Origin of the sequence: Microbacterium sp. 10M-3C3, assembly GCF_003931875.1 — a bacterium.
Lineage (GTDB): Bacteria > Actinomycetota > Actinomycetes > Actinomycetales > Microbacteriaceae > Microbacterium.
Genome location: NZ_CP034245.1, coordinates 925280 through 942661, shown reverse-complemented (window position 1 = coordinate 942661; position 17382 = coordinate 925280). Strand labels below are relative to the sequence as shown.

The following is a 17382-nucleotide window of genomic DNA, read 5'->3' as shown; positions in this document are numbered from 1 at the left end:
TGGGGAGGCAGCCTCTTCGTCGCGCGAACGTGTTCACGCAGCGGCGTCGAAGTCGAGCTGGCGGATGCGCCCGTCCGCGTCGAGGCGGAACTGGTACTCGAGGTCGACGACACCGCCCGGGAAGTCGCCCTCGAGGCGGTACGAGGCGCCGACCATGTCCTCGACCTCGCGCGCGCCCAGGAAGGTGAGCGTCGTGGTGAAGAGGTTGATCGACCCGTCGATCCATCCGCGGATCTCCGCTGCACCGCGGTGCGTGCGACCCTCATCCGACACGACGGCGTCGTCGGCGAACAGCGCCGCCACCTTGTCCGCGTCGCGCCCCTGCCACCCGTCCACGAAGGCGCGCGCGGCCTCGGGGAGTTCGCTCTGCTCCAGCTTCTTGTCCATGATCCATCTCTTGTTCGATGCGACCCCCACCGTGGAAACCGTCCTAGCGGACAGTATCACAGTTAGTGTCCGTGTGGACACTAACTGTGCCGGGTGGAAGCGGCGAACCCCCGGCCGGTGTGGCGACGACTCTTCCTCCTCAGCGGCCCGATCGATGGCATCGGCGGCCGTCCCCCTGGGCAGCGAGGATCGATGTCGGGGATAGCTGCGATACTGTTAGCATGGAGAACGCGGTCACCGTCGAAGTTATCAACGACGAGGCGGCTCTGGCGGACATCGTCGAGGCGCTCGTCGAGGTCGACGCGGCGATCGCGGCGCTGGAGGCGGACAAGGTCCTGCACCTGGCCGCGGCTCGGCGGATCGCGCAGGTGCGCGAATCCCGTCAGTCAGTCGATACGCAGCGGCGACAGATGGAGGAGCGCTCGATCGCGGCCGAGATCGCGGTCGCGACGCACGTGCATGACAGCGCCGTGCAGAACCAGATGCATCGGGCGCAGATCCTGGTCGATCTCTTCCCGGCGACGCTGGACGCCCTTGCAGACAGCCGCATCAGCGCGCGTCATGCACGCATCATCACCGACGCCGGCAGCGGCCTCTCCGATCCCGCCGCCCGCGCCGAGTACGAGGAGACGGTGCTCGAGTACGCGATGCGCGAGAACCCGCCGCGCACGCAGAAGTTCGCCCAAGACGCCGCCGAAGCACTCGCCCCGCGGTCGATCACCGAGCGCCACGCCGCGGCGGTCCGTCGCCGCCGCGTGTGGGTGGATGACCTCGGCGACGGCACGAGCCAGCTGACGGCGATCGGGTCGTCGGTGCTCATGCATGGCGCGATGGATCGGCTCACGCGCATGGCGAAGCAGGTCCTGAGCGTCGCCGTGACGGCGCCGGCCGAGGGCGGATGCGGCGGCGATGAGGCAGCGCCGTCGGGCGGCGCGCAGGCGCCGACGGTCACGGTCCACGACGAGCGCACGCTCGATCAGGTGCGCGCCGACCTGGTCACCGACCTCCTCCTCGCCGGGCGGCCGTCGCTCGACCCGACGGTCGACACCGTCTCTGGCGGCCTCGGCGCCGTGCGCGCGCACGTGTCGGTCGTCATCCCCGCGACCACGGCCGCCGGCATCCACGACCGGGGTGCCTCGCTCGAGGGCGCGTACCCCATCGACGCGACGACCGCACGCACGCTCATGGCCGGCGCGCCGATGTGGGAGCGGGTGCTGACGCACCCGATCACCGGAACGGTCATGGCGGCCGACACCTACCGGCGGCCGGCGGCCCTCGATCGATTTCTTGCCGTGCGCGACATCCACTGCCGTTTTCCGGGGTGCCGCCAGCCCGCCCGACGATGCGACCGTGATCACACGCTCGACTGGGCGCTGGGAGGCACGACCTCGGCGTGCAACCTCGCGTGCCTGTGCAAGCGTCACCACACGCTCAAGACCGAGACGGAGTGGCGCGCCGAGCAGCTGCCGGATGGCAGCATCCGCTGGCGCACACCCCTCGGACGGGTGGCGACCGATGTGCCGGAGAGATACGTCGTGTTCCGTCCCGATCCCGGATCCGATCCGGGGCCGCCCGGCGCGCCACCCTTCTGACGCCGGTTCTACTCCTCGGAGATCGCCTCGACGGTCTCGCCCGTGTCGTCCGACGGGAGCGCCCGTGCGATGTCTGCCTGCGCGATGATGCCGACGAGGTCGTGCCCGTCGATCACGGGGAGCCGGCGCACCTGGTGCGCGGCCATGACCGACAGCGCCTCCTCGAGGCTGTCGTCGGCGCCGATCGTGACAGGCTTGCCCTCCGCCAGCTGGCCGGCCGTCGTCGAGGCCGGGTCGCCGCCCTGCGCGAGGCACTTCACGACGATGTCCCGGTCGGTGAGCATGCCCTTGAGACGGTTGTCCTCCCCGCAGATCGGCAGCGCGCCGACGTCGAGGTCGGCGAGCAGCCGCGCGGCCTCCACCAGGGTCTGCTTCTCCCCCACGCACTGCGGGGCGGGGGTCATGATGTCGCGTGCGACGGCCATGATGTCGTTCCTTTCATCCGGGGCCCGCGACGCTACGAGCCGCGGCGTTACCGATGCAGGCCCTTGACACGCTCGCTGGGCTGTCCGAGCGCGCGCAGGGCCCGCATGACCCAGCGCCGCTCGGCGAGGTCGGCCAGGCTCACCTCGCCCGTGCAGAACCGCGCGAAGAAGCGGCGTCCCTGCCGCGTGCGCTTGATCAGCAGATGCAGCAGTCCCGGCCGCTTCTCGAACACCGCGAGGAGCAGCTCCCCGACGCGCATCTCGACGCCGAGGGTCGCCTCGACGTCGTGCGCGTATGCGTCGAGAACGGCGTCGTCACCCATGGCGAAGCCCGCCGCCGCGCGGCCCGCGAGCTCGCCGGAGCGCAGCGCGAACGAGATGCCCTCGCGCATCCACGGCTCGAGGAGTCCCGCGGCGTCACCGGCGACGAGCACCGCCCCGCGGCGCAGGGGCGAGATGTGCCGGCGCCATTGCGTGAGGTGTCCGCTCGATCGCTCGACCGCCGCATCCGGGGTCTGCGCCGCGACCCACGACCGCAGGTAGGCGCGTGTGCCGTCCGCCGGGCCCTTGCGCTCGATCACCCCGACGGTGTCGACCTCGGCCTTCGGGAACACCCACGCGTAGCTGCCGGGACCGGGGCCCCAGTCCAGCCGCACGGGCCGCGGACCCGCCGCACCGCCGGGAGCGGCGACCTCCTCCTCGAGCCCGAGGTCGACCCGCTCCGGCTCGACCCCGACGTAGCGTCCGATGCGCCCGCCGACGCCGTCGGCTCCGATCACGGCGCGCGCTTCGAGAGCGCCGCCGGTCGTTTCGAGCCGCACCGGACCGTCGTCTTCCTGCGCAACCGTGCGCACCGTGACGCCCGACACGAACGTCGCGCCCGCGCGCTCGGCCTCCGCGACCAGCGCCGCGTCGAAGCGCTCGCGCCGCACCATCGCCAGGAGCGGGTCCGCGCTGTGCAGGCGCACCGGGTCGCGACCGTCGTGGGTGAACTCGACCTCGAAGATGTGCTGCTCGACCGTCTCGAGCACGGCCGAGGGCACGTGCGCGCGACTGACGCCGATGAGGCCGCCGCCGCACGTCTTGTACCGCGGGAACTCCGCGCGATCCAGGAGGAGCACGCTCGCCCCCGCCGCGGCAGCGACCCGGGCCGCGGTCGAACCCGCCGGCCCCGCGCCCACCACGACGACGTCCCACACGCGCGTGACGTGGGCGGCGAGATCGGCGGCAGCCACGGTCACACGCTACTGCGCGGCGGCCGGCGACCGGCGCCGATCAGGAGCCCGACAGCGCGCTGCTGACGTCGGTCGGCGAATCGAACGAGTCGGCGCCGGCGCCCTCGAGCGCCGAGACGAGGTCGTCGGGAGCGCCGTTGCCGCGCGCCGCGGTGACGAGGTCGTCCTTGCTCGCGGGGTACTCGACGCCGCCGAGGTACTTCTGCAGCTCGATCGGCGTGGGGGTGTCGGCCATGTCGTCCTCCAGGGGTGATGAGCCTGCGAGGCTAGGCCGACGCTCGGGATGCGGCGGACCGGGTTGACACGCCCGGTCGCGCCGCGCGCGGGATCAACCGACTTTCTCGAAGACCATCGTGGCCTGGATGCGATCGCCGCCACCGAATCCCGTGCTGCCCGATGACGCAGTCGTGATCGTATGCAGGCGGTAGCCGAGCGATGCCTGGCGATTGATGACCTTCTCCAGCTCGGTGAGATTCCCCGATCCCGTCCCGAAGAACTTCTCCTTCAGCACGACCTGCAGCACCACGTAACTCGCGCCTGCGGGCGCGGGTCGCGGTTGCGCCCCGGCGACCGCGTCGGCCTGGGCGCGGTCGATGAAGCCGGAGAGGCCGGGCTCCGGCGGTGGGGGCGGTTGCACCCGATCGGTCCAGGCCTGACCGTCCCACCACCGCTTCGTGCCCGTGCCGTCGTCGTACCAGCCGGCCTGCGCGTCGCTCATCAGTACCCCACCTGCCCGAGCGCGTAGTTCGCCTGATCTGGAGTGAAGCCTTCGCCGTACTCGCTGGTCAGCTGCTCGTAGAGGCCATCGCGGCTGAACGACGACAAGTTCAGGTAGGACTTCGCGGACTCGACCGCCTCCGCGTTCCAGTCCACGAGACCGTTCTGCTCGAGGTAGGCGATCGCGAACTCCGCGTCTCCCGGTTCGAACCCCTCTCCGTACTCGCTCGTGAGCTGCTGCGTGAGGCCCATGCGGCTGAAGGCCGTGAAGCGCAGGTAGGACTTCGCCGACTCCACGGCATTCTGCTGGCCGAGACTCATGGCCGACGCGGGCGGCGCGGCGGGCGCGGCCGGCTCGGCAGGAGGCTGCGCGGCCTCCTGCTCGATCTCGGCGGTCTTCTTCACGTTGACCACCACCGCGTCACCGACCTTGGCCGCCGCACCGGCGGCAGGAACCGTTCCGAGCACCGTCCAGTTGTCCCGATCGATCACGAAGCCCTTGTCCGCCGAGAACTCGACCTCGAGGCCGGCATTCTCCAGCACGGCCTGCGCTTCTTTTGCGGTCATACCTTCGGTCGCGGGCACCGTGACGTCCGCAGCCGACGGCGCAGGGTCGACTTCCGCCGGTTCGTCATCCTCCGCCTCCTCGACCTCCGTGACCACAGGTTCGCGCTCGGCGATCGTCTGAGCGGCCCGGCCGACCCCGACCGCCGTGATGACGGTCGACAGCACGAGCACTCCGCCCACGACCGCCGCCGGAATGATGATCGCCTTACGCCGGTACCAGGGCTTGCTGGCCGATGGAGCCGGCACGACCTCCGTCGAGACGTCGGAGGGCACCGTGTGCGCCTCGACGACGGGTGATGCGACCGTCGCCGTCGGCCGCACGTGATCCGTCCACATCGCCCCGTCCCAGTAGCGTTCCTGGCCGCCGACACCGGCCGGATACCATCCGGCGGGCGCGCCGGACGTCGTTGAATCGCTCATTGATTCCCCCATGGATTCGCGTCGTTGCGAGGCTCCCCCGAGCCCTTCTCGCGTGATGCAGCGAGTAGGCCCGAACATACATTGGACTGGATGTCGAATGTAAGTGGCGTACTCCGGTCGCGCCGTCCGCGCTCAGAGCAGGGCGCGCTCGACGTCGGCGAGCGTCGGCAGGTCGGCGCCCGCGCGCCCGACCGTGATGGCGGCGGAGGTCGCGCAGAACTCGCCGATCTCGCGCAGGCGCTCGGCTGTGAGCGGGTCCGGCTCCCCGAGGCACAGGATGAGCGCGGCCATGAACGTGTCGCCCGCCCCGACCGTGTCGACGACGTCGGTGCGTCGCGCGGCGATGTCCACCCGCTCGTGCGCGGTGCGTAGCAGGGCGCCCTCGCCGCCGCGCGTGGCCACGGCGAGCGCCGGGCCGGTCGCCAGCAGCGCGGCGAGCGCGTCGTCGAGCGACAGATCGGGGTAGATGTGCGCGGCGTCCTCGTCGCTGAGCTTCACGGCGGTCGACAGGGCCGCGATCTCCTCGACGCGGGCCCGCACGTCGACGCCGCCGACGAGGGCGGGCCGGATGTTCGGGTCGAAGGTCACCCGCACGCCGCGGGCGGCGGCGCGGCGCAGCATCCGCAGCACGACGGCCGCGCCGGGTTCGAGGAAGCACGCGATCGACCCCACGTGCACGGCGTCGACCCCGTCGATGTCGATCTCGGCGAGGCGCCACGCGATGTCGAAGTCGTAGTGCGCCGAGCCGTCGGGCTGCAGCTCGGCGCGCGCGGTCGACGTCCGGTCGAGCACGAACGACTCCGGGCGCACCTCGACACCCGACTCCTCGAGGTGTGCCGCGATCCGCCAGCCCCGCTCGTCGGGCGCGAGCGCCGTGAGCAGCTGCGGCGCGCGCCCGAAGCGTCCGAGGCCGAGGGCCACGTTGGCGGGCGAGCCGCCGACGATCTCGACGCCCTTCACGATGTCGATGAGGGCTTCGCCGATGACGAGCATGCGCGGCATCAGTCGGTCGATGCAGGTTCGGGGATCGGCGTCAGCGCGATGTCGGACTGTGCCGTCAGCCGCAGGAAGGTCGGCCGCGGCTGCCCCTCGCCGTGATTCACCTCGAGCCAGAACCCGCCGGGAGATCCCGCGATGCCCCGCTCGATCTCGTCGATCAGCTCGTCGAGGCTGCGGTTGCCGATGCTGTACGGCTCGCCGTCGTAGCGGATGTCAATACGCTTCATCGGTCACCTGCTTCTGGGGCTCGGGCGCGGGTTCGGGCACGACGTACAGCCCCCGGCTCGAATTCGCGGTGTACATCAGGGCGTCGATCCACGCGCCGTTCAGAGCCGCCGGACGCCCGCCGTAGTACTTGTACCAGACGACGCTGCTCGGATGGATGTACACCGAGGTGCGTCCGTCGCCGATCGAGCGGTCGTCCTTCCACGTGAAGTGGAACGATTCGCCGCGACGCAGCTTCGTGCCGATCACGACCTGGAGGTGCGCGAGCAGCCGATCGTCGAAGTCGGCGCTGAGGTGGCCCTCGAAAAGGAACTTGCCCATGGATCCTTTCTTACCCCCTCGCGAGGGCGTCCGCGGTGCGCAGCGACAGCGCCATGATCGTGAGCGCCGGATTCGCGGCCAGCGCGCTCGGGAACACCGAGTTGTCGCAGATCCACAGGTTGGGGATCTCGTGCGAGCGTCCGGATGCGTCGACGACGCCGTCATCCGGATGCTCCGACATGCGGCACGTGCCGATCGTGTGCGCCGTGCGGGCCAGCACGATCGTCTCCTGGGCGCGCGCCGCCGTCATGATCCGCACCATCGTGCCGGTGGCGTGTCGATCGATCGCCCGCTCGTTCTCGCCGGCGGTGAACGTGACCACCGCACGCGGAATGCCGTGCTCGTCGAGCTCGTCCGACAGCTCGAGGCGGTTGTCGTCGGACGGCAGGCATTCGGCATTGATGCCGATGCCCGCCATGAAGCGGGCCTGATCGATGCGCTGCATGAGCTCCCGCCCCCACAGCCCGCCGCCGCGCGCGAGGGTCGTGGCGAACGTGAGCGGCATGACGCCGAGGCTCTGCATGAGGTAGCCCCCGGCGAAGTCGGCGCCGTGGGGCCGCATCATGTCCTCGCTGATGAGCGACGACGGATAGCCGCGGTGGCCGCGCACGGGCTCGTCGAACCGGCCCCACACCTGCGTCGCGCCGTGCGCGAGGAAATTGCGCCCCACCTGTCCGCTGCCGTTCGCGAGCCCCGTCCACAGGAGGAGTCTCGGCGTCTCGACGCCGCCCGCTGCGAGCACGAGGGCACGGCACCGCTGACGCCGGTCGATGCCGTCCTGGCGATACACCACTGCGGTGATGGGGCCCGACGCGTCCCGCTCGATGCCGTGCACCATGGCCTCGGCGCGGATCTCCGCCCCCGCGGCCACCGCCGCCGGCAGATACGTGTTCGCCGTCGACGCCTTCGCGCCGTTCCGGCAGCCCTGATGACACGCCCCGCAGCCCATGCACGCCGCGCGCTCGGGTCCGTCCGGCTGCAGCCGCGCCCGCGTGAGCACGGCGGCCGGCGCGTCGGTCGCGCGGATGCCCACGGCGTCGCATCCGCGCGCGACGAGCTCGGCGGGGGTGTTGCGCTTCGCCGGCGGGTAGGCGTACGCCCGGGTGTCGTCCCACGGATACGGAGTCGGACCCGAGACCCCGATGTCGGCCTCGACCCGCGCGACGTAGCGGAGCAGCTCGTCCGCGTCGATCGGCCAGTCGCGCCCTTCGCCCGTCTCGGTCCGCAGTCGCAGGTCGCGGCGGTCGGGACGTGGCGTGAAGGCACCCCAGTGCAGCATCGAGCCGCCCACACCCCGGCCGCTGTTGTTCGTGCCGAACGCGGTGGGCTGCTCGCCGCCGCTGAGTCGCTCCGACATCCAGTTGATCCGCACCGACGCCGGTTCGTCCGGCGTGAAGTCGGCATCGTCGAAATGCGGCCCGGCCTCGAGCGCCACGACCCGCATCCCGCGGCGGGCGAGCTCGGCCAGGAGCGGCGCTCCGCCGGCGCCCGTGCCGACCACGACGACGTCGACCTCCTCGTCCAGACGATAGGTGCGCATGCCGGCGAGGTTCATGCCGACGCCGCCACGTCGTCCGGCTCCCACTCCTCGCGACGCGACGCGGGTGCGTCGAAGCCGCGCAGCGGGATCACGACGCCGCCCGTGGCGAAGCCGTCGTAGCCGACGCGCGCCATCGACGCCGGATGCGCCAGCCACAGCCGGACGAGGTCGACCCGCACGTCCTCGAGCCATGCCGCGAGCTCGCCGGCGTCGAACGGGGCCATGCCCGACACCGCGGCGTCGACGAGCCGGCCGACGAGGGACCTCTGGCGCGCCGGGTCTGCGGGCCAGAGGGGACGGAGCGTCGCGAGGCCGGTGCGGAGGGCCTCCGGGTCGGGCGGCAACTCCGCGAACCGCCAGCCGTCGCCCTCGCCGCGCGCGTACTGGGCGTCCAGGCGGGCAGCCAGGTCGATCGGCGGCGACGGATGCTGCGGCACGAGCACGTCGCCGAGCTCGCGCAGCAGCGCGAGGTCGGCGGCGTCGACGACGACCGGCGTGTACGCGGGGTCGTCGGGCACGGCACGCTGTGCGAGCAGCCCCCGCACCTCCGGGTCGACGCGGTCCGACGCGATCAGGCGCGCCCAGCTGGATGGGACGACCGGGGCGGCCGCCGCGCGCGCGGCGAGCACCGCGGCCTCGTTCGCGTCGCGGGCGACCCCGGCGAATCCGAACACGGGCGCACGACCGGAGAGGACGTCGTCCACGAACGCCGCGACGACCGGGCCGGCTGCATCCGTCCCGCCGACGAGCCAGCGCGTGCCGGTGAGGGCACACGCGGCGTCCAGGATCGCGGCGGCCTCGGGCGCCACGGTGCGCAGGTCGAGATCGGGCACGTACGGGGCACGCGACCCCGCCCACACGAGCGCGACCGTCACGGTGTGACCATGCCGCCGTTGACATTGAGCGTCTCGCCCGACACATACGACGCGTCGGCGGAGGCCAGGAAGACGTACGCCGGCGCGATCTCAGCCGGCTGGCCGGCGCGCTGGTACGTGCTCTCGTCGTCGAAATGCTCCATCTGCTCGTCGGAGACTCCCCCGCTGACCTGCAGCGCCGTCCAGGTCGGACCGGGCGCGACCACGTTCACGCGGATGCCGCGCTCGGCCAGCTGCAGCGCGAGCCCCTTCGACAGATTGTTGATCGCAGCCTTCGTCGCGGCGTAGTCCAGCCGGTCGGGCGCCGGCTTGTAGGCCTCGAGCGACGCCGTGTTGATGATGCTGCTCCCCGCCGGGAGGTGCGCGACGGCCGCCTTCGTGATCCAGAAGGTCGCGAACACATTGGTGCGGAACGTCTGCTCGAACTGCTCGTCGGACAGGTCCTCCAGGCGCGGCACGGCGACCTGCTTGCCGGCGTTGTTCACCACGATGTCCAGGCCCCCGAGGGCGTCGACCGCCTCGGCGACGAGCGCGCGGCACGCGGCAGCATCCGAGATGTCCGTCGCGATCGACACGCCCGTGCGCCCGGCGGCGCGCACGTGTTCGAGCACGTGGTCGGCGTCGGACTGCTCGTCGGGAAGATGCACGATCGCCACGTCGGCACCCTCTCGCGCGAACGCGATCGCCACGGCCCCGCCGATGCCCGAGTCGCCGCCCGTGATGAGCGCCTTGCGTCCGGTGAGGCGCCCGCTCCCCCGGTAGCTGTCCTCGCCGAGGTCGGGCACGGGCGTCATCTCGGACTGCACGCCCGGCTCGGGCTGATGCTGCACGGGCGGCTCGACGCGCCGGTAGCGCGTGAGCGGGTTCTCGAGGGGGGCGGGTGCGTCGGTCATGGCCACGACGGTAGGCCGCAGACCTGCGGGAAACGGGGGCTTGCGCGAAAGCCGGCATGGTGCCTACCGCACCGCACCGAGCGGCGCAACCGCTGCCGGTGCCGTGCGCGCGCACGTCACGGTGGAGGCATGCGCTCCCTGACATACGCCGGCGAGACCGTGCTCACGACGAACGACGTCGCCGCGGTGATCATCGACCTGACCGCCGAGCTCGCGAAGATCGGCTTGGCCGATGCCGTGGAGTTCCCCATCGTGCGCCCCGACGGCAGCGTCGGCACCGCCGAGCTCGTCGCCGGCGTGGGCAACGACGTGCTGTCGGTGCCGGCTGACTGGGAAGGCGCAGAGCCGGACGTCTCCGAGGCGCTCGCGGCGCTGCGTCACCGCCTGCATCGCCTGCGCCCGACGATGGAGCCCCGCGACCGCCTCTCGGTCGTCGAGGACGACGCCGTGTCGAACGACGGCTACGACCCCGACCTGGACGGCCAGCTGCGGGGCTGATGCGCCTGTCCGCAGACGCTTCCCTGTGGACACTGCCAGGTTGCGCGCCTAGCGTGGGGTGATGGACACCACATCTCCCCGCCCCCCGAATCACGACCACGCGCACGACAAGCCTCAGCCGCACGGCACGCCGCACGCCCCGGCCAGCAAGCCGATCGCGATCCCCTCGGTCCAGCCGCTCTAGCAGGCTCCGCATACGACCAACGCCCCCTCCGGACGAAGCCGGGAGGGGGCGTTCTCTGTTGTGCCGCCGGTCGTCAGACGCCGCGAAGGCCCACGCGGGTCGGGCAATCGAACGGATCACGAGCGGCGAGCCCGACGCGGTTGAGGTACTCGATGACGATGCCGTACGACCGCAGCAGAGAGGTCTCGGTGTATGGCACGTCGAGGGTCGCGCACGCGTCGCGCACGATCTCGCGCGCCTGGGACAGGTGCGGGCGCGCCATGCTCGGGAAGAGATGGTGCTCGATCTGGTAGTTGAGCCCGCCCATCAGCCACGTGGCCCACCAGCCGCCGCGGATGTTGCGCGACGTGCGGACCTGCTTGCTGAAGAAGTCGAGCTTCGCCTCCGGCGCGATGACCGGCATGCCCTTGTGGTTCGGGGCGAACGACGCTCCCATGTACACGCCGAAGACCGCGAGTTGCACGCCCATGAAGGCGAAGGCCATGCCGAGGGGCAGCAGAAGGAAGACCGGCACGATGACGACCGCCAGGCGCAGGAGGATCAGCGCGAGTTCCTGAAAGCGACCGGGCACGTGCCCGCGTGTGAAGACGAGGTGGCGGATGCCGAGCCAGTGCAGGTTCAGCCCCTCGAGCGTGAGCAGCGGGAAGAACAGCCAGCCCTGCTTGCGCGTGATGAGGCGGACGATGCCGCGCGAGCGCGCCGCATCCTCGTCGAGGAAGGAGATCGTGTCGACCTCGATGTCGGGGTCCTTGCCGACGCGGTTCGGGTTGGCGTGGTGACGCGTGTGCTTGGAGTTCCACCACGCGTAGCTCATGCCGACCAGGCCCGGCCCGATGAGGCGCGAGAGCCGCTCGTTGGCCTTGCCGGACGAGAGGATCTGCTTGTGGGCAGCCTCGTGCGAGAGGAACGCGACCTGCGTGAAGAGGATGCCGAGGGCGGCGGCGATGAGGAGCTGGAACCAGCTGTCGCCGAGCAGGATGAAGCCGGTGATCGCACCGCCGAACCCCACGGCGATCGCGGCGGCGACCGAGGCGTAGAACCACGGCGCCCGCCCCAGCAGCCCGGTCTCCTTCGCGATCTGCGACACCTGTGTGTAGGCACGCGCGATCGGCGGGAAAGTCTTCTCGCTCGCGTAGGTCTGGCGGACAGGGCCGAGCGTCGCGACGGGAGGAGACGTGAGAGTCATGGGGCTCCATTCGGGGGGATACGGGACGGAAGGGCCCGTGGGCCCGACACTACGTGGAGGAGGATGCTTGCTTCCGCATGCGTCGGCGTTTGCACAGGTGTTGCCCAGGGGCGCGGAACGTGGCACATTGTGCCAATGCTCACCGGATCGCGCGGCACCGTCCCTGCCGACATCGACGCCGTCGCGCCGATCGCGCCGGACGGTCTGTCCGACGCGTACGGCGAGCTGATGGACACGGCTACCTGGATGCAGCTCGAAGGCTACGTCTGACGCCGAGGATCGCCGCCACCGCGGCGACGACGAGCGCGACGCGTGCCCGCCGCGCGCCCAGCGCCTCGATGCGGTCACCGAGCATCAGCAGCAGCCAGTGCGCCGCGCGCGCTTCGCTGTAGCGTGCGTACGCGAAGCGCCGCACGAGACCCGAGACGCCGTGCAGCGGCTGGGCGGTCCCGAACACGGCGGTGAGGTCCGCGTGCTCGATCGAGCGCTCGCGATGGCCCGCCGTGTGCTGGCGCGTCGGCGGGCCGGGACGCTGCTCGGGCAGATCCGTCCGCTCGCGGGGCACCGCGGGGCGGTCTGCCGGGTCGGCGTCGGCGCCCCACCCCGGGATGCGGCCGCGGAGCTCTTCAGGGGTGTCAGTCATCATCCGGCCTTCCCGTCCATGTGCACGACGGTCTTGATGCAGCCGTCGCGCTTCTCGGAGAACATGCGGTAGCCGTCGACGATGTCTTCGAGCGGCAGGTGGTGCGTGATGAGCTCGCGCGGCGAGATGACGCCGGCGCGGATGTGCTCGAACAGCCGCGGCCACTGACGCTTCGCGGGCGCCTGGTTCATACGGAGCGTGAGCCCCTTGTTCATCGCATCGCCGAACTTCACGGCGCTGAAGATGGGTCCGTAGGCACCCATGACCGACACCGTCCCGCCCTTGCGCACCCCGTCGATGGCCCAGTTCAGCGCGACCGGCGAACCGCCCTGCAGCTTCAGCATCGACGACGTCACGTGCTGCAGATGGTTGCCCGCCGCCTCTGCGCCGACCGCGTCGATCGCGACATCGGCGCCGAGGTGGTCGGTGAGCCGCTTGAGCAGCACGACCACGTCGCGGTGGTGCGTGTAGTTGTGGGTCTCCGCGAAGGCGAACGTGCGCGCCTTCTCGAGCCGGTCGTCGAGGTGGTCGATCACGATCACCCGACCGGCACCCATGAGCCACGCAGACCGCGCGGCCGCGAGCCCCACGGGGCCCGCGCCGAACACCACGACGGTGTCGCCCGTGCGGATGTCGCCGAGCTGCGCGCCGAAGTACCCGGTGCTGAAGGCGTCCGTGAGCATGAGGGCGTCCTCGTCGTGGAGCCACTCCGGGATGATCGTCGGGCCCACGTCGGCGAAGGGCACGCGGACGAGCTCCGCCTGTCCGCCGTCGTAGCCGCCCGCCGTGTGCGAGTAGCCGAAGATGCCGCCCACCGCGGTGGCGTTGGGGTTCACGTTGTGGCAGTTGGTGTACAGCCCGCGCGCACAGAAATAGCAGGACCCGCACGAGATGTGGAACGGCACCATCACTCGGTCGCCCGGGGAGAGCGTCCGCACCTCGGGGCCGACCTCTTCGACGCGGCCGATGAACTCGTGCCCGAACGTGTGGCCGATGCGGGTGTCGGGGATGAGGCCGTGGTACAGATGCAGGTCCGACCCGCAGATCGACGCCAGCTCCACGCGGACGATCGCGTCCTCGGGGTGCTCGATCCGCGGGTCGGGCTTGTCCTCGACCCTCAGGCGGTAGGGGCCGCGGTAGGCGAGCGCTCTCATGCCGCGCCGTCGTCGATGTCGTCGTCGTCCCGATCGTCACCGTCCTGCTCGGCGGCCGTGATGTCATCGTCGCCGATGTCGCCCTCGGCTTGGCTCGGCTTGTCGGCTGTCGGATCGCTCATGTCGCCCGTCCTTCCCTGCGGACCCGTTGTCCGCCGCCGGCACACTCCACCGCGACGGGCCGCTGGTGTCGAAGGGGGTTGACGGTTGGGAACCGGGGGTGCCACCCCGCATACTGTCAACGATGGCGTCGACCCGCGGCGCGCGACTCCGAGGCCAGGATGACCTTTCTTACCATCGCCACTCTCGAGGAGTGGATCGACCAGTTCCGCGCACTGGGGTACGCCGTCCCCGACGACGTCCGCGTCGTGCCTCAGGACGGTGGGGAGGGCGCGGACACGGGGCTCGTCGTGGCGACCCTCGACAGCGTGCCGACGAAGCTCTACATCCAGCCGGTCGAGGTCGGCTCGCTCGACTGGTGTGTCACGTTCGAGCCGCGGGCGGAGGCGTCGGCGACCAATGCCGCGACCGTCATGGGCATCGCGACCGAGCTGATGGTCATCTCGGCGCTGTGCGCCTTCCTTGAGGCGCGCGCGCGTGCGCACGCCACCCCCGACGCCATCTGACCGGTCAGCGCGTCGCCGACGCGGCCGCGGTCAGGGCGTCGAGAGCGTTCGCGAACCGCTGGGCGTCGTCGCACGAGGTCTCCGCCAGCGCCGCGTCGAACTGCGTGTCGAAGCGCGTGAGCGCCGACCACGGCTCCGCCGAAAGATCGACGGTGAGGGTCAGCCGGTTGACGCGGCGGTCGCTCTCGTCGACGTCGCGGCGTACCGCGCGGTGCTGCACGAGCCGGTCGACGAGGGTCGTCACCCCCGCCGACGTGATGCCCAGGTACTCGCGCAGGGCGGTCGGCCGCGTGCCGGGATTGCTCGAGATGTAGAGCAGGGCCCGCGCGTCGAGCTCGTTGACGCCCAGGTCGCGGCGGGCCTGGAGGATCGACGCCTGGCGGGCGTCGACGTAGCGCAGGAGCGCGAGGCGCAGCGCCGAAGGCTGCCGCCGGAATTCGCTCATGTCACCGCCTCGATCCGTCGTGCTTGCCACGACTCTTCGCAGGTTATCGAATTCTAATCATTAAGAATTTTATCTAAGTTTCCGAAATAACGGGTACACTTGCAAGAGGCACGAGCGAAAGGAGGCCGCCTTGGGAAATCTGTACTACGGCGGCGGCGCTGAGCCCATCCGTATCCCCGACCGTCTGCTCGCCCACATCAAGGTCGTGATCGCGACGAAGCTGCGCCGCGGCGAGAGTTTCACCCTCACATGGCGTGACGGCACCGGCCGCTCGACGATCTGGCTGCAGCCGGCGATCGAGCTGCGCTTCGTGTTCGCCTCGCCCGAGCCGGAGATGCTCGATCCCGAGCTCATGAAGCATCTGGCGAACGAAGCTGCCGGCACGGCCGGCATCATGGTCGACCTCTCCGAGGCGTCGACGGTCTCCCCCACTCCCGCGCCGCGCGCGTGACGTTGCGCGCGGCGAGCGGCCGCGCAACCCCGATCGCGGCCGCGGGCCAGCGACCGTAGCGTGGGCGTCATGTCGATCAACGTGCGTGAGATGAGGTGCACCCCCGAGGCCGTGTTCCGCGTCCTCGAGGACGGCTGGCTGTTCCCCACGTGGGTCGTGGGCGCGGCCCGCATGAGAGAGGTCGCCGACGACTGGCCTCGCACCGGCTCGCGGCTGCACCATTCCTTCGGGGCGTGGCCATTCCTTCTCGACGACACGACGAGCGCGGTCGAGTACGACCCGCCGCGCCGGCTCGTGCTGCTCGCCCGCGGATGGCCGGTCGGCGAGGCGCGGGTCACGATCCACGTGAAGCCCCGCGGCGCGGGCTCGGTCGTGCGGCTGCAGGAGGAGGGCGTCTCGGGCCCCGGCAGCTGGATCCCGCAGGCGCTCCTCGACGTCTTCCTGCACGCGCGCAACACGGAGACCCTCCGGCGTCTGGCCTTCGTCGCCGAGGGGCGGGCGTGACGGCGCTCGATGCGGTCGTCGTCGGCTCCGGTCCCAACGGTCTCGCCGCAGCCGTCACGCTCGCGCGCGCGGGGCTTGCGGTCCGCGTATACGAGCGCGCCGGCCGTATCGGCGGCGGCGCGTCGACCGCCGAGCTGACCCTCCCCGGCTTCCGGCACGACGTGTGCTCGGCGGTGCATCCGCTCGCCTTCGCGTCGCGTTTCTTCCGGGAGTTCGGCCTCGGCGAGCGCCTGCGTTTCGCGGTGCCGGAGGCATCGTTCGCGCATCCCCTGGACGGGCGCCCCGCGGCCGTCGCCTTCCGCGACCTCGACCGCACCGCCGACGCGCTCGGCGCGGACGGGCGGGCCTACGCGCGCCTCATGCGCCCGCTCGTGGAACGGGCCGACCGCGTGGCCGAATTCACCGGTGACGCGCTCGTAGGGGTGCCGCGGCATCCGTTCACCGCCGCCCTGTTCGGCGCGCGCGCGCTCGAGCAGGGATCGCCGCTGTGGAACGCGCGGTTCACGGATGCAGCGGTGCCGGCCCTGCTGACGGGCGTCGCCGCGCACTCGATCCTGTCGCAGCCGAGCATCGCCGCCGGCGCCGCGGGACTCGCACTGGGCACGCACGCGCACGCGCGCGGCTGGCCGATCCCGGTCGGCGGCAGTCAGGCGATCGTCGACGCGCTCGTCGACGACCTCCGCGCGCACGGCGGCGAGGTCCTCACGGGCGTCGAGGTGGCCTCGCTCGCGGAACTGCCGCCGGCGCGCGCCGTGCTGCTCGACGTCACGCCGCGGGCCCTGCTGCACCTCGCCGGCGACGCGCTGCCCGGTTGGTACCGGACGATCCTCGAGCGCTTCCGCTACGGCGGCGCGGTCGCCAAGGTCGACTACGCCCTTTCGGCACCGGTGCCGTGGGCCGACCCCGGGGTCGCAACGGCCGGCACGGTGCATGTCGGTGGCACGCGCGGCGAGATCGCGGCGGCCGAGAACGCCGTCACGCGCGGGCGCCTTCCCGACCGGCCGTACGTGCTCGTCGCGCAGCCGTCGCTGTTCGACGGCACCCGCGCCCCGGCGGGTGCCCACACGCTGTGGGCGTACACGCACGTTCCGGCCGGCAGCACGGCCGACCGCGAGGAGGCGATCACACGCCAGATCGAGCGGTTCGCCCCCGGATTCCGCGATGTGATCCTCGCGTCGAGCTCGCGCACCGCGGTCGACCTCGCCGCGGAGAACCCGAACTACCCCGCGGGAGACATCGCCGCCGGCGCGCCGTCACTGCGCCAGCTGATCGCGCGACCGGTGCCGACCTCGGACCCGTGGCGCACCCCGGCGCGCGGCGTGTACCTGTGCTCGGCGTCGACGAGCCCCGGTCCTGGCGTGCACGGACTGGCCGGCTGGCATGCGGCCCGCAGTGCCCTCCGCCACGAGTTCGGCACGCGCGCGCTTCCCGACCTTTCGCCGGAAGTCAAGCCCCGGACCGGGCGTCCGGGGTCGGACGTACCGTAGCCTCACCC

25 protein-coding genes are annotated in these 17382 nt (G+C 71.5%); 8 read left to right on the top strand and 17 right to left on the bottom strand.

The genetic code is table 11. The annotated features are described in order from the left end of the window. Positions 1–33 precede the first annotated feature (33 nt). A complete protein-coding gene (locus EI169_RS04510; RefSeq protein ID WP_125131270.1) occupies positions 34–387 on the bottom strand; it encodes a nuclear transport factor 2 family protein in 354 nt (117 codons plus the stop codon). A gap of 119 nt (positions 388–506) precedes the next feature. On the opposite strand from EI169_RS04510, the gene EI169_RS04505 reads away from it, so the two are divergent. Then, positions 507–1979 (top strand): HNH endonuclease signature motif containing protein, encoded by a 1473-nt coding sequence (locus EI169_RS04505; protein WP_125131269.1) that lies wholly within the window; start codon positions 507–509, stop codon positions 1977–1979. Between the two features lie 8 nt (positions 1980–1987). Here the strand turns inward: EI169_RS04505 and EI169_RS04500 are convergent, their stop codons facing one another. The 11 genes from EI169_RS04500 to EI169_RS04450 form a co-directional block, all read right to left on the bottom strand. Then, entirely contained in the window at positions 1988–2404 is a 417-nt protein-coding gene (locus tag EI169_RS04500) for a CBS domain-containing protein (RefSeq protein WP_125131268.1), read from the bottom strand. Positions 2405–2451: 47 nt separating this feature from the next. After that, positions 2452–3639 (bottom strand): geranylgeranyl reductase family protein, encoded by a 1188-nt coding sequence (locus tag EI169_RS04495; protein ID WP_205783875.1) that lies wholly within the window; start codon positions 3637–3639, stop codon positions 2452–2454. 40 nt (positions 3640–3679) lie between these two features. Further along, on the bottom strand, positions 3680–3874 hold the full coding sequence (locus EI169_RS04490; RefSeq protein ID WP_125131267.1) for a DUF2795 domain-containing protein: 195 nt from the start codon (positions 3872–3874) through the stop codon (positions 3680–3682). A gap of 93 nt (positions 3875–3967) precedes the next feature. Next, positions 3968–4357, bottom strand: a complete 390-nt coding sequence (locus EI169_RS04485; RefSeq protein ID WP_125131266.1) for a DUF2510 domain-containing protein — start codon at positions 4355–4357, stop codon at positions 3968–3970. After that, complete coding sequence (locus EI169_RS04480) at positions 4357–5343, bottom strand: Ltp family lipoprotein (protein ID WP_164515436.1); 987 nt, start codon at positions 5341–5343, stop codon at positions 4357–4359. The genes EI169_RS04485 and EI169_RS04480 overlap by 1 nt, the downstream gene beginning before the upstream one ends. A gap of 132 nt (positions 5344–5475) precedes the next feature. Next, positions 5476–6345, bottom strand: a complete 870-nt coding sequence (locus tag EI169_RS04475) for a carbohydrate kinase (protein ID WP_125131264.1) — start codon at positions 6343–6345, stop codon at positions 5476–5478. Further along, positions 6345–6569: a hypothetical protein gene (locus EI169_RS04470; RefSeq protein WP_125131263.1), complete on the bottom strand. Its 225-nt coding sequence runs from the start codon at positions 6567–6569 to the stop codon at positions 6345–6347. The genes EI169_RS04475 and EI169_RS04470 overlap by 1 nt, the downstream gene beginning before the upstream one ends. Beyond that, complete coding sequence (locus tag EI169_RS04465) at positions 6556–6888, bottom strand: ATP-dependent DNA ligase (RefSeq protein ID WP_125131262.1); 333 nt, start codon at positions 6886–6888, stop codon at positions 6556–6558. Before EI169_RS04465 ends, EI169_RS04470 begins: the two co-directional genes overlap by 14 nt. A gap of 10 nt (positions 6889–6898) precedes the next feature. Then, entirely contained in the window at positions 6899–8428 is a 1530-nt protein-coding gene (locus tag EI169_RS04460; RefSeq protein ID WP_240640630.1) for a GMC family oxidoreductase, read from the bottom strand. Positions 8429–8439: 11 nt separating this feature from the next. Next, positions 8440–9303, bottom strand: a complete 864-nt coding sequence (locus tag EI169_RS04455; RefSeq protein ID WP_125131261.1) for a hypothetical protein — start codon at positions 9301–9303, stop codon at positions 8440–8442. Beyond that, positions 9300–10196: an SDR family oxidoreductase gene (locus EI169_RS04450; RefSeq protein WP_125131260.1), complete on the bottom strand. Its 897-nt coding sequence runs from the start codon at positions 10194–10196 to the stop codon at positions 9300–9302. The genes EI169_RS04455 and EI169_RS04450 overlap by 4 nt, the downstream gene beginning before the upstream one ends. A gap of 129 nt (positions 10197–10325) precedes the next feature. On the opposite strand from EI169_RS04450, the gene EI169_RS04445 reads away from it, so the two are divergent. Beyond that, on the top strand, positions 10326–10694 hold the full coding sequence (locus tag EI169_RS04445; RefSeq protein ID WP_240640629.1) for a hypothetical protein: 369 nt from the start codon (positions 10326–10328) through the stop codon (positions 10692–10694). A gap of 61 nt (positions 10695–10755) precedes the next feature. Next, a complete protein-coding gene (locus EI169_RS16895) occupies positions 10756–10878 on the top strand; it encodes a hypothetical protein (protein ID WP_276312918.1) in 123 nt (40 codons plus the stop codon). A 73-nt stretch (positions 10879–10951) separates the two neighbouring features. Here EI169_RS16895 and EI169_RS04440 read toward each other — a convergent pair whose 3' ends face one another. Then, a complete protein-coding gene (locus EI169_RS04440; RefSeq protein WP_125131259.1) occupies positions 10952–12064 on the bottom strand; it encodes an acyl-CoA desaturase in 1113 nt (370 codons plus the stop codon). A gap of 135 nt (positions 12065–12199) precedes the next feature. Here EI169_RS04440 and EI169_RS16890 point away from each other — a divergent pair, with 135 nt between their 5' ends. Next, positions 12200–12334: a hypothetical protein gene (locus tag EI169_RS16890; protein ID WP_276312917.1), complete on the top strand. Its 135-nt coding sequence runs from the start codon at positions 12200–12202 to the stop codon at positions 12332–12334. Here EI169_RS16890 and EI169_RS04435 read toward each other — a convergent pair. Genes EI169_RS04435 through EI169_RS16885 form a run of 3 tightly spaced genes read right to left on the bottom strand, consistent with a single transcriptional unit; the run spans position 12303 to position 13983 of the window. Then, positions 12303–12707: a hypothetical protein gene (locus EI169_RS04435; RefSeq protein ID WP_346427091.1), complete on the bottom strand. Its 405-nt coding sequence runs from the start codon at positions 12705–12707 to the stop codon at positions 12303–12305. The genes EI169_RS16890 and EI169_RS04435 overlap by 32 nt on opposite strands. Then, positions 12707–13861 (bottom strand): zinc-dependent alcohol dehydrogenase, encoded by a 1155-nt coding sequence (locus tag EI169_RS04430; protein WP_125131258.1) that lies wholly within the window; start codon positions 13859–13861, stop codon positions 12707–12709. Before EI169_RS04430 ends, EI169_RS04435 begins: the two co-directional genes overlap by 1 nt. Continuing rightward, positions 13858–13983 (bottom strand): hypothetical protein, encoded by a 126-nt coding sequence (locus EI169_RS16885; protein WP_276312915.1) that lies wholly within the window; start codon positions 13981–13983, stop codon positions 13858–13860. Before EI169_RS16885 ends, EI169_RS04430 begins: the two co-directional genes overlap by 4 nt. Positions 13984–14142: 159 nt before the next feature. Here EI169_RS16885 and EI169_RS04425 point away from each other — a divergent pair, with 159 nt between their 5' ends. Beyond that, positions 14143–14487, top strand: a complete 345-nt coding sequence (locus EI169_RS04425) for a hypothetical protein (protein ID WP_125131257.1) — start codon at positions 14143–14145, stop codon at positions 14485–14487. Positions 14488–14491: 4 nt separating this feature from the next. On the opposite strand, the gene EI169_RS04420 is transcribed toward EI169_RS04425, so the two are convergent. Beyond that, on the bottom strand, positions 14492–14932 hold the full coding sequence (locus EI169_RS04420; RefSeq protein ID WP_125131256.1) for a MarR family transcriptional regulator: 441 nt from the start codon (positions 14930–14932) through the stop codon (positions 14492–14494). A 130-nt stretch (positions 14933–15062) separates the two neighbouring features. Here EI169_RS04420 and EI169_RS04415 point away from each other — a divergent pair, with 130 nt between their 5' ends. From EI169_RS04415 to EI169_RS04405, 3 genes are all read left to right on the top strand, one after another. Beyond that, the gene (locus EI169_RS04415; protein ID WP_125131255.1) at positions 15063–15383 is read left to right on the top strand and encodes a hypothetical protein; all 321 of its coding nucleotides are present in this window, start codon (positions 15063–15065) and stop codon (positions 15381–15383) included. Positions 15384–15452: 69 nt separating this feature from the next. Continuing rightward, on the top strand, positions 15453–15887 hold the full coding sequence (locus tag EI169_RS16765; protein WP_125131254.1) for an SRPBCC family protein: 435 nt from the start codon (positions 15453–15455) through the stop codon (positions 15885–15887). Beyond that, complete coding sequence (locus EI169_RS04405; RefSeq protein WP_125131253.1) at positions 15884–17374, top strand: NAD(P)/FAD-dependent oxidoreductase; 1491 nt, start codon at positions 15884–15886, stop codon at positions 17372–17374. The genes EI169_RS16765 and EI169_RS04405 overlap by 4 nt, the downstream gene beginning before the upstream one ends. Positions 17375–17382: the final 8 nt, after the last annotated feature.

Excerpts from the sequence above, each read along its gene's own strand:
- EI169_RS04510 (WP_125131270.1), bottom strand. The coding sequence starts at position 387 with ATGGACAAGAAGCTGGAGCAGAGCGAACTCCCCGAGGCCGCGCGCGCC.
- EI169_RS04500 (WP_125131268.1), bottom strand. The coding sequence starts at position 2,404 with ATGGCCGTCGCACGCGACATCATGACCCCCGCCCCGCAGTGCGTGGGG.
- EI169_RS04490 (WP_125131267.1), bottom strand. The coding sequence starts at position 3,874 with ATGGCCGACACCCCCACGCCGATCGAGCTGCAGAAGTACCTCGGCGGC.
- EI169_RS04485 (WP_125131266.1), bottom strand. The coding sequence starts at position 4,357 with ATGAGCGACGCGCAGGCCGGCTGGTACGACGACGGCACGGGCACGAAG.
- EI169_RS04480 (WP_164515436.1), bottom strand. The coding sequence starts at position 5,343 with ATGAGCGATTCAACGACGTCCGGCGCGCCCGCCGGATGGTATCCGGCC.
- EI169_RS04475 (WP_125131264.1), bottom strand. The coding sequence starts at position 6,345 with ATGCCGCGCATGCTCGTCATCGGCGAAGCCCTCATCGACATCGTGAAG.
- EI169_RS04470 (WP_125131263.1), bottom strand. The coding sequence starts at position 6,569 with ATGAAGCGTATTGACATCCGCTACGACGGCGAGCCGTACAGCATCGGC.
- EI169_RS04465 (WP_125131262.1), bottom strand. The coding sequence starts at position 6,888 with ATGGGCAAGTTCCTTTTCGAGGGCCACCTCAGCGCCGACTTCGACGAT.
- EI169_RS04460 (WP_240640630.1), bottom strand. The coding sequence starts at position 8,428 with ATGCGCACCTATCGTCTGGACGAGGAGGTCGACGTCGTCGTGGTCGGC.
- EI169_RS04450 (WP_125131260.1), bottom strand. The coding sequence starts at position 10,196 with ATGACCGACGCACCCGCCCCCCTCGAGAACCCGCTCACGCGCTACCGG.
- EI169_RS04445 (WP_240640629.1), top strand. The coding sequence starts at position 10,326 with ATGCGCTCCCTGACATACGCCGGCGAGACCGTGCTCACGACGAACGAC.
- EI169_RS16895 (WP_276312918.1), top strand. The coding sequence starts at position 10,756 with ATGGACACCACATCTCCCCGCCCCCCGAATCACGACCACGCGCACGAC.
- EI169_RS04440 (WP_125131259.1), bottom strand. The coding sequence starts at position 12,064 with ATGACTCTCACGTCTCCTCCCGTCGCGACGCTCGGCCCTGTCCGCCAG.
- EI169_RS16890 (WP_276312917.1), top strand. The coding sequence starts at position 12,200 with ATGCTCACCGGATCGCGCGGCACCGTCCCTGCCGACATCGACGCCGTC.
- EI169_RS04435 (WP_346427091.1), bottom strand. The coding sequence starts at position 12,707 with ATGACTGACACCCCTGAAGAGCTCCGCGGCCGCATCCCGGGGTGGGGC.
- EI169_RS04430 (WP_125131258.1), bottom strand. The coding sequence starts at position 13,861 with ATGAGAGCGCTCGCCTACCGCGGCCCCTACCGCCTGAGGGTCGAGGAC.
- EI169_RS16885 (WP_276312915.1), bottom strand. The coding sequence starts at position 13,983 with ATGAGCGATCCGACAGCCGACAAGCCGAGCCAAGCCGAGGGCGACATC.
- EI169_RS04425 (WP_125131257.1), top strand. The coding sequence starts at position 14,143 with ATGACCTTTCTTACCATCGCCACTCTCGAGGAGTGGATCGACCAGTTC.
- EI169_RS04420 (WP_125131256.1), bottom strand. The coding sequence starts at position 14,932 with ATGAGCGAATTCCGGCGGCAGCCTTCGGCGCTGCGCCTCGCGCTCCTG.
- EI169_RS16765 (WP_125131254.1), top strand. The coding sequence starts at position 15,453 with ATGTCGATCAACGTGCGTGAGATGAGGTGCACCCCCGAGGCCGTGTTC.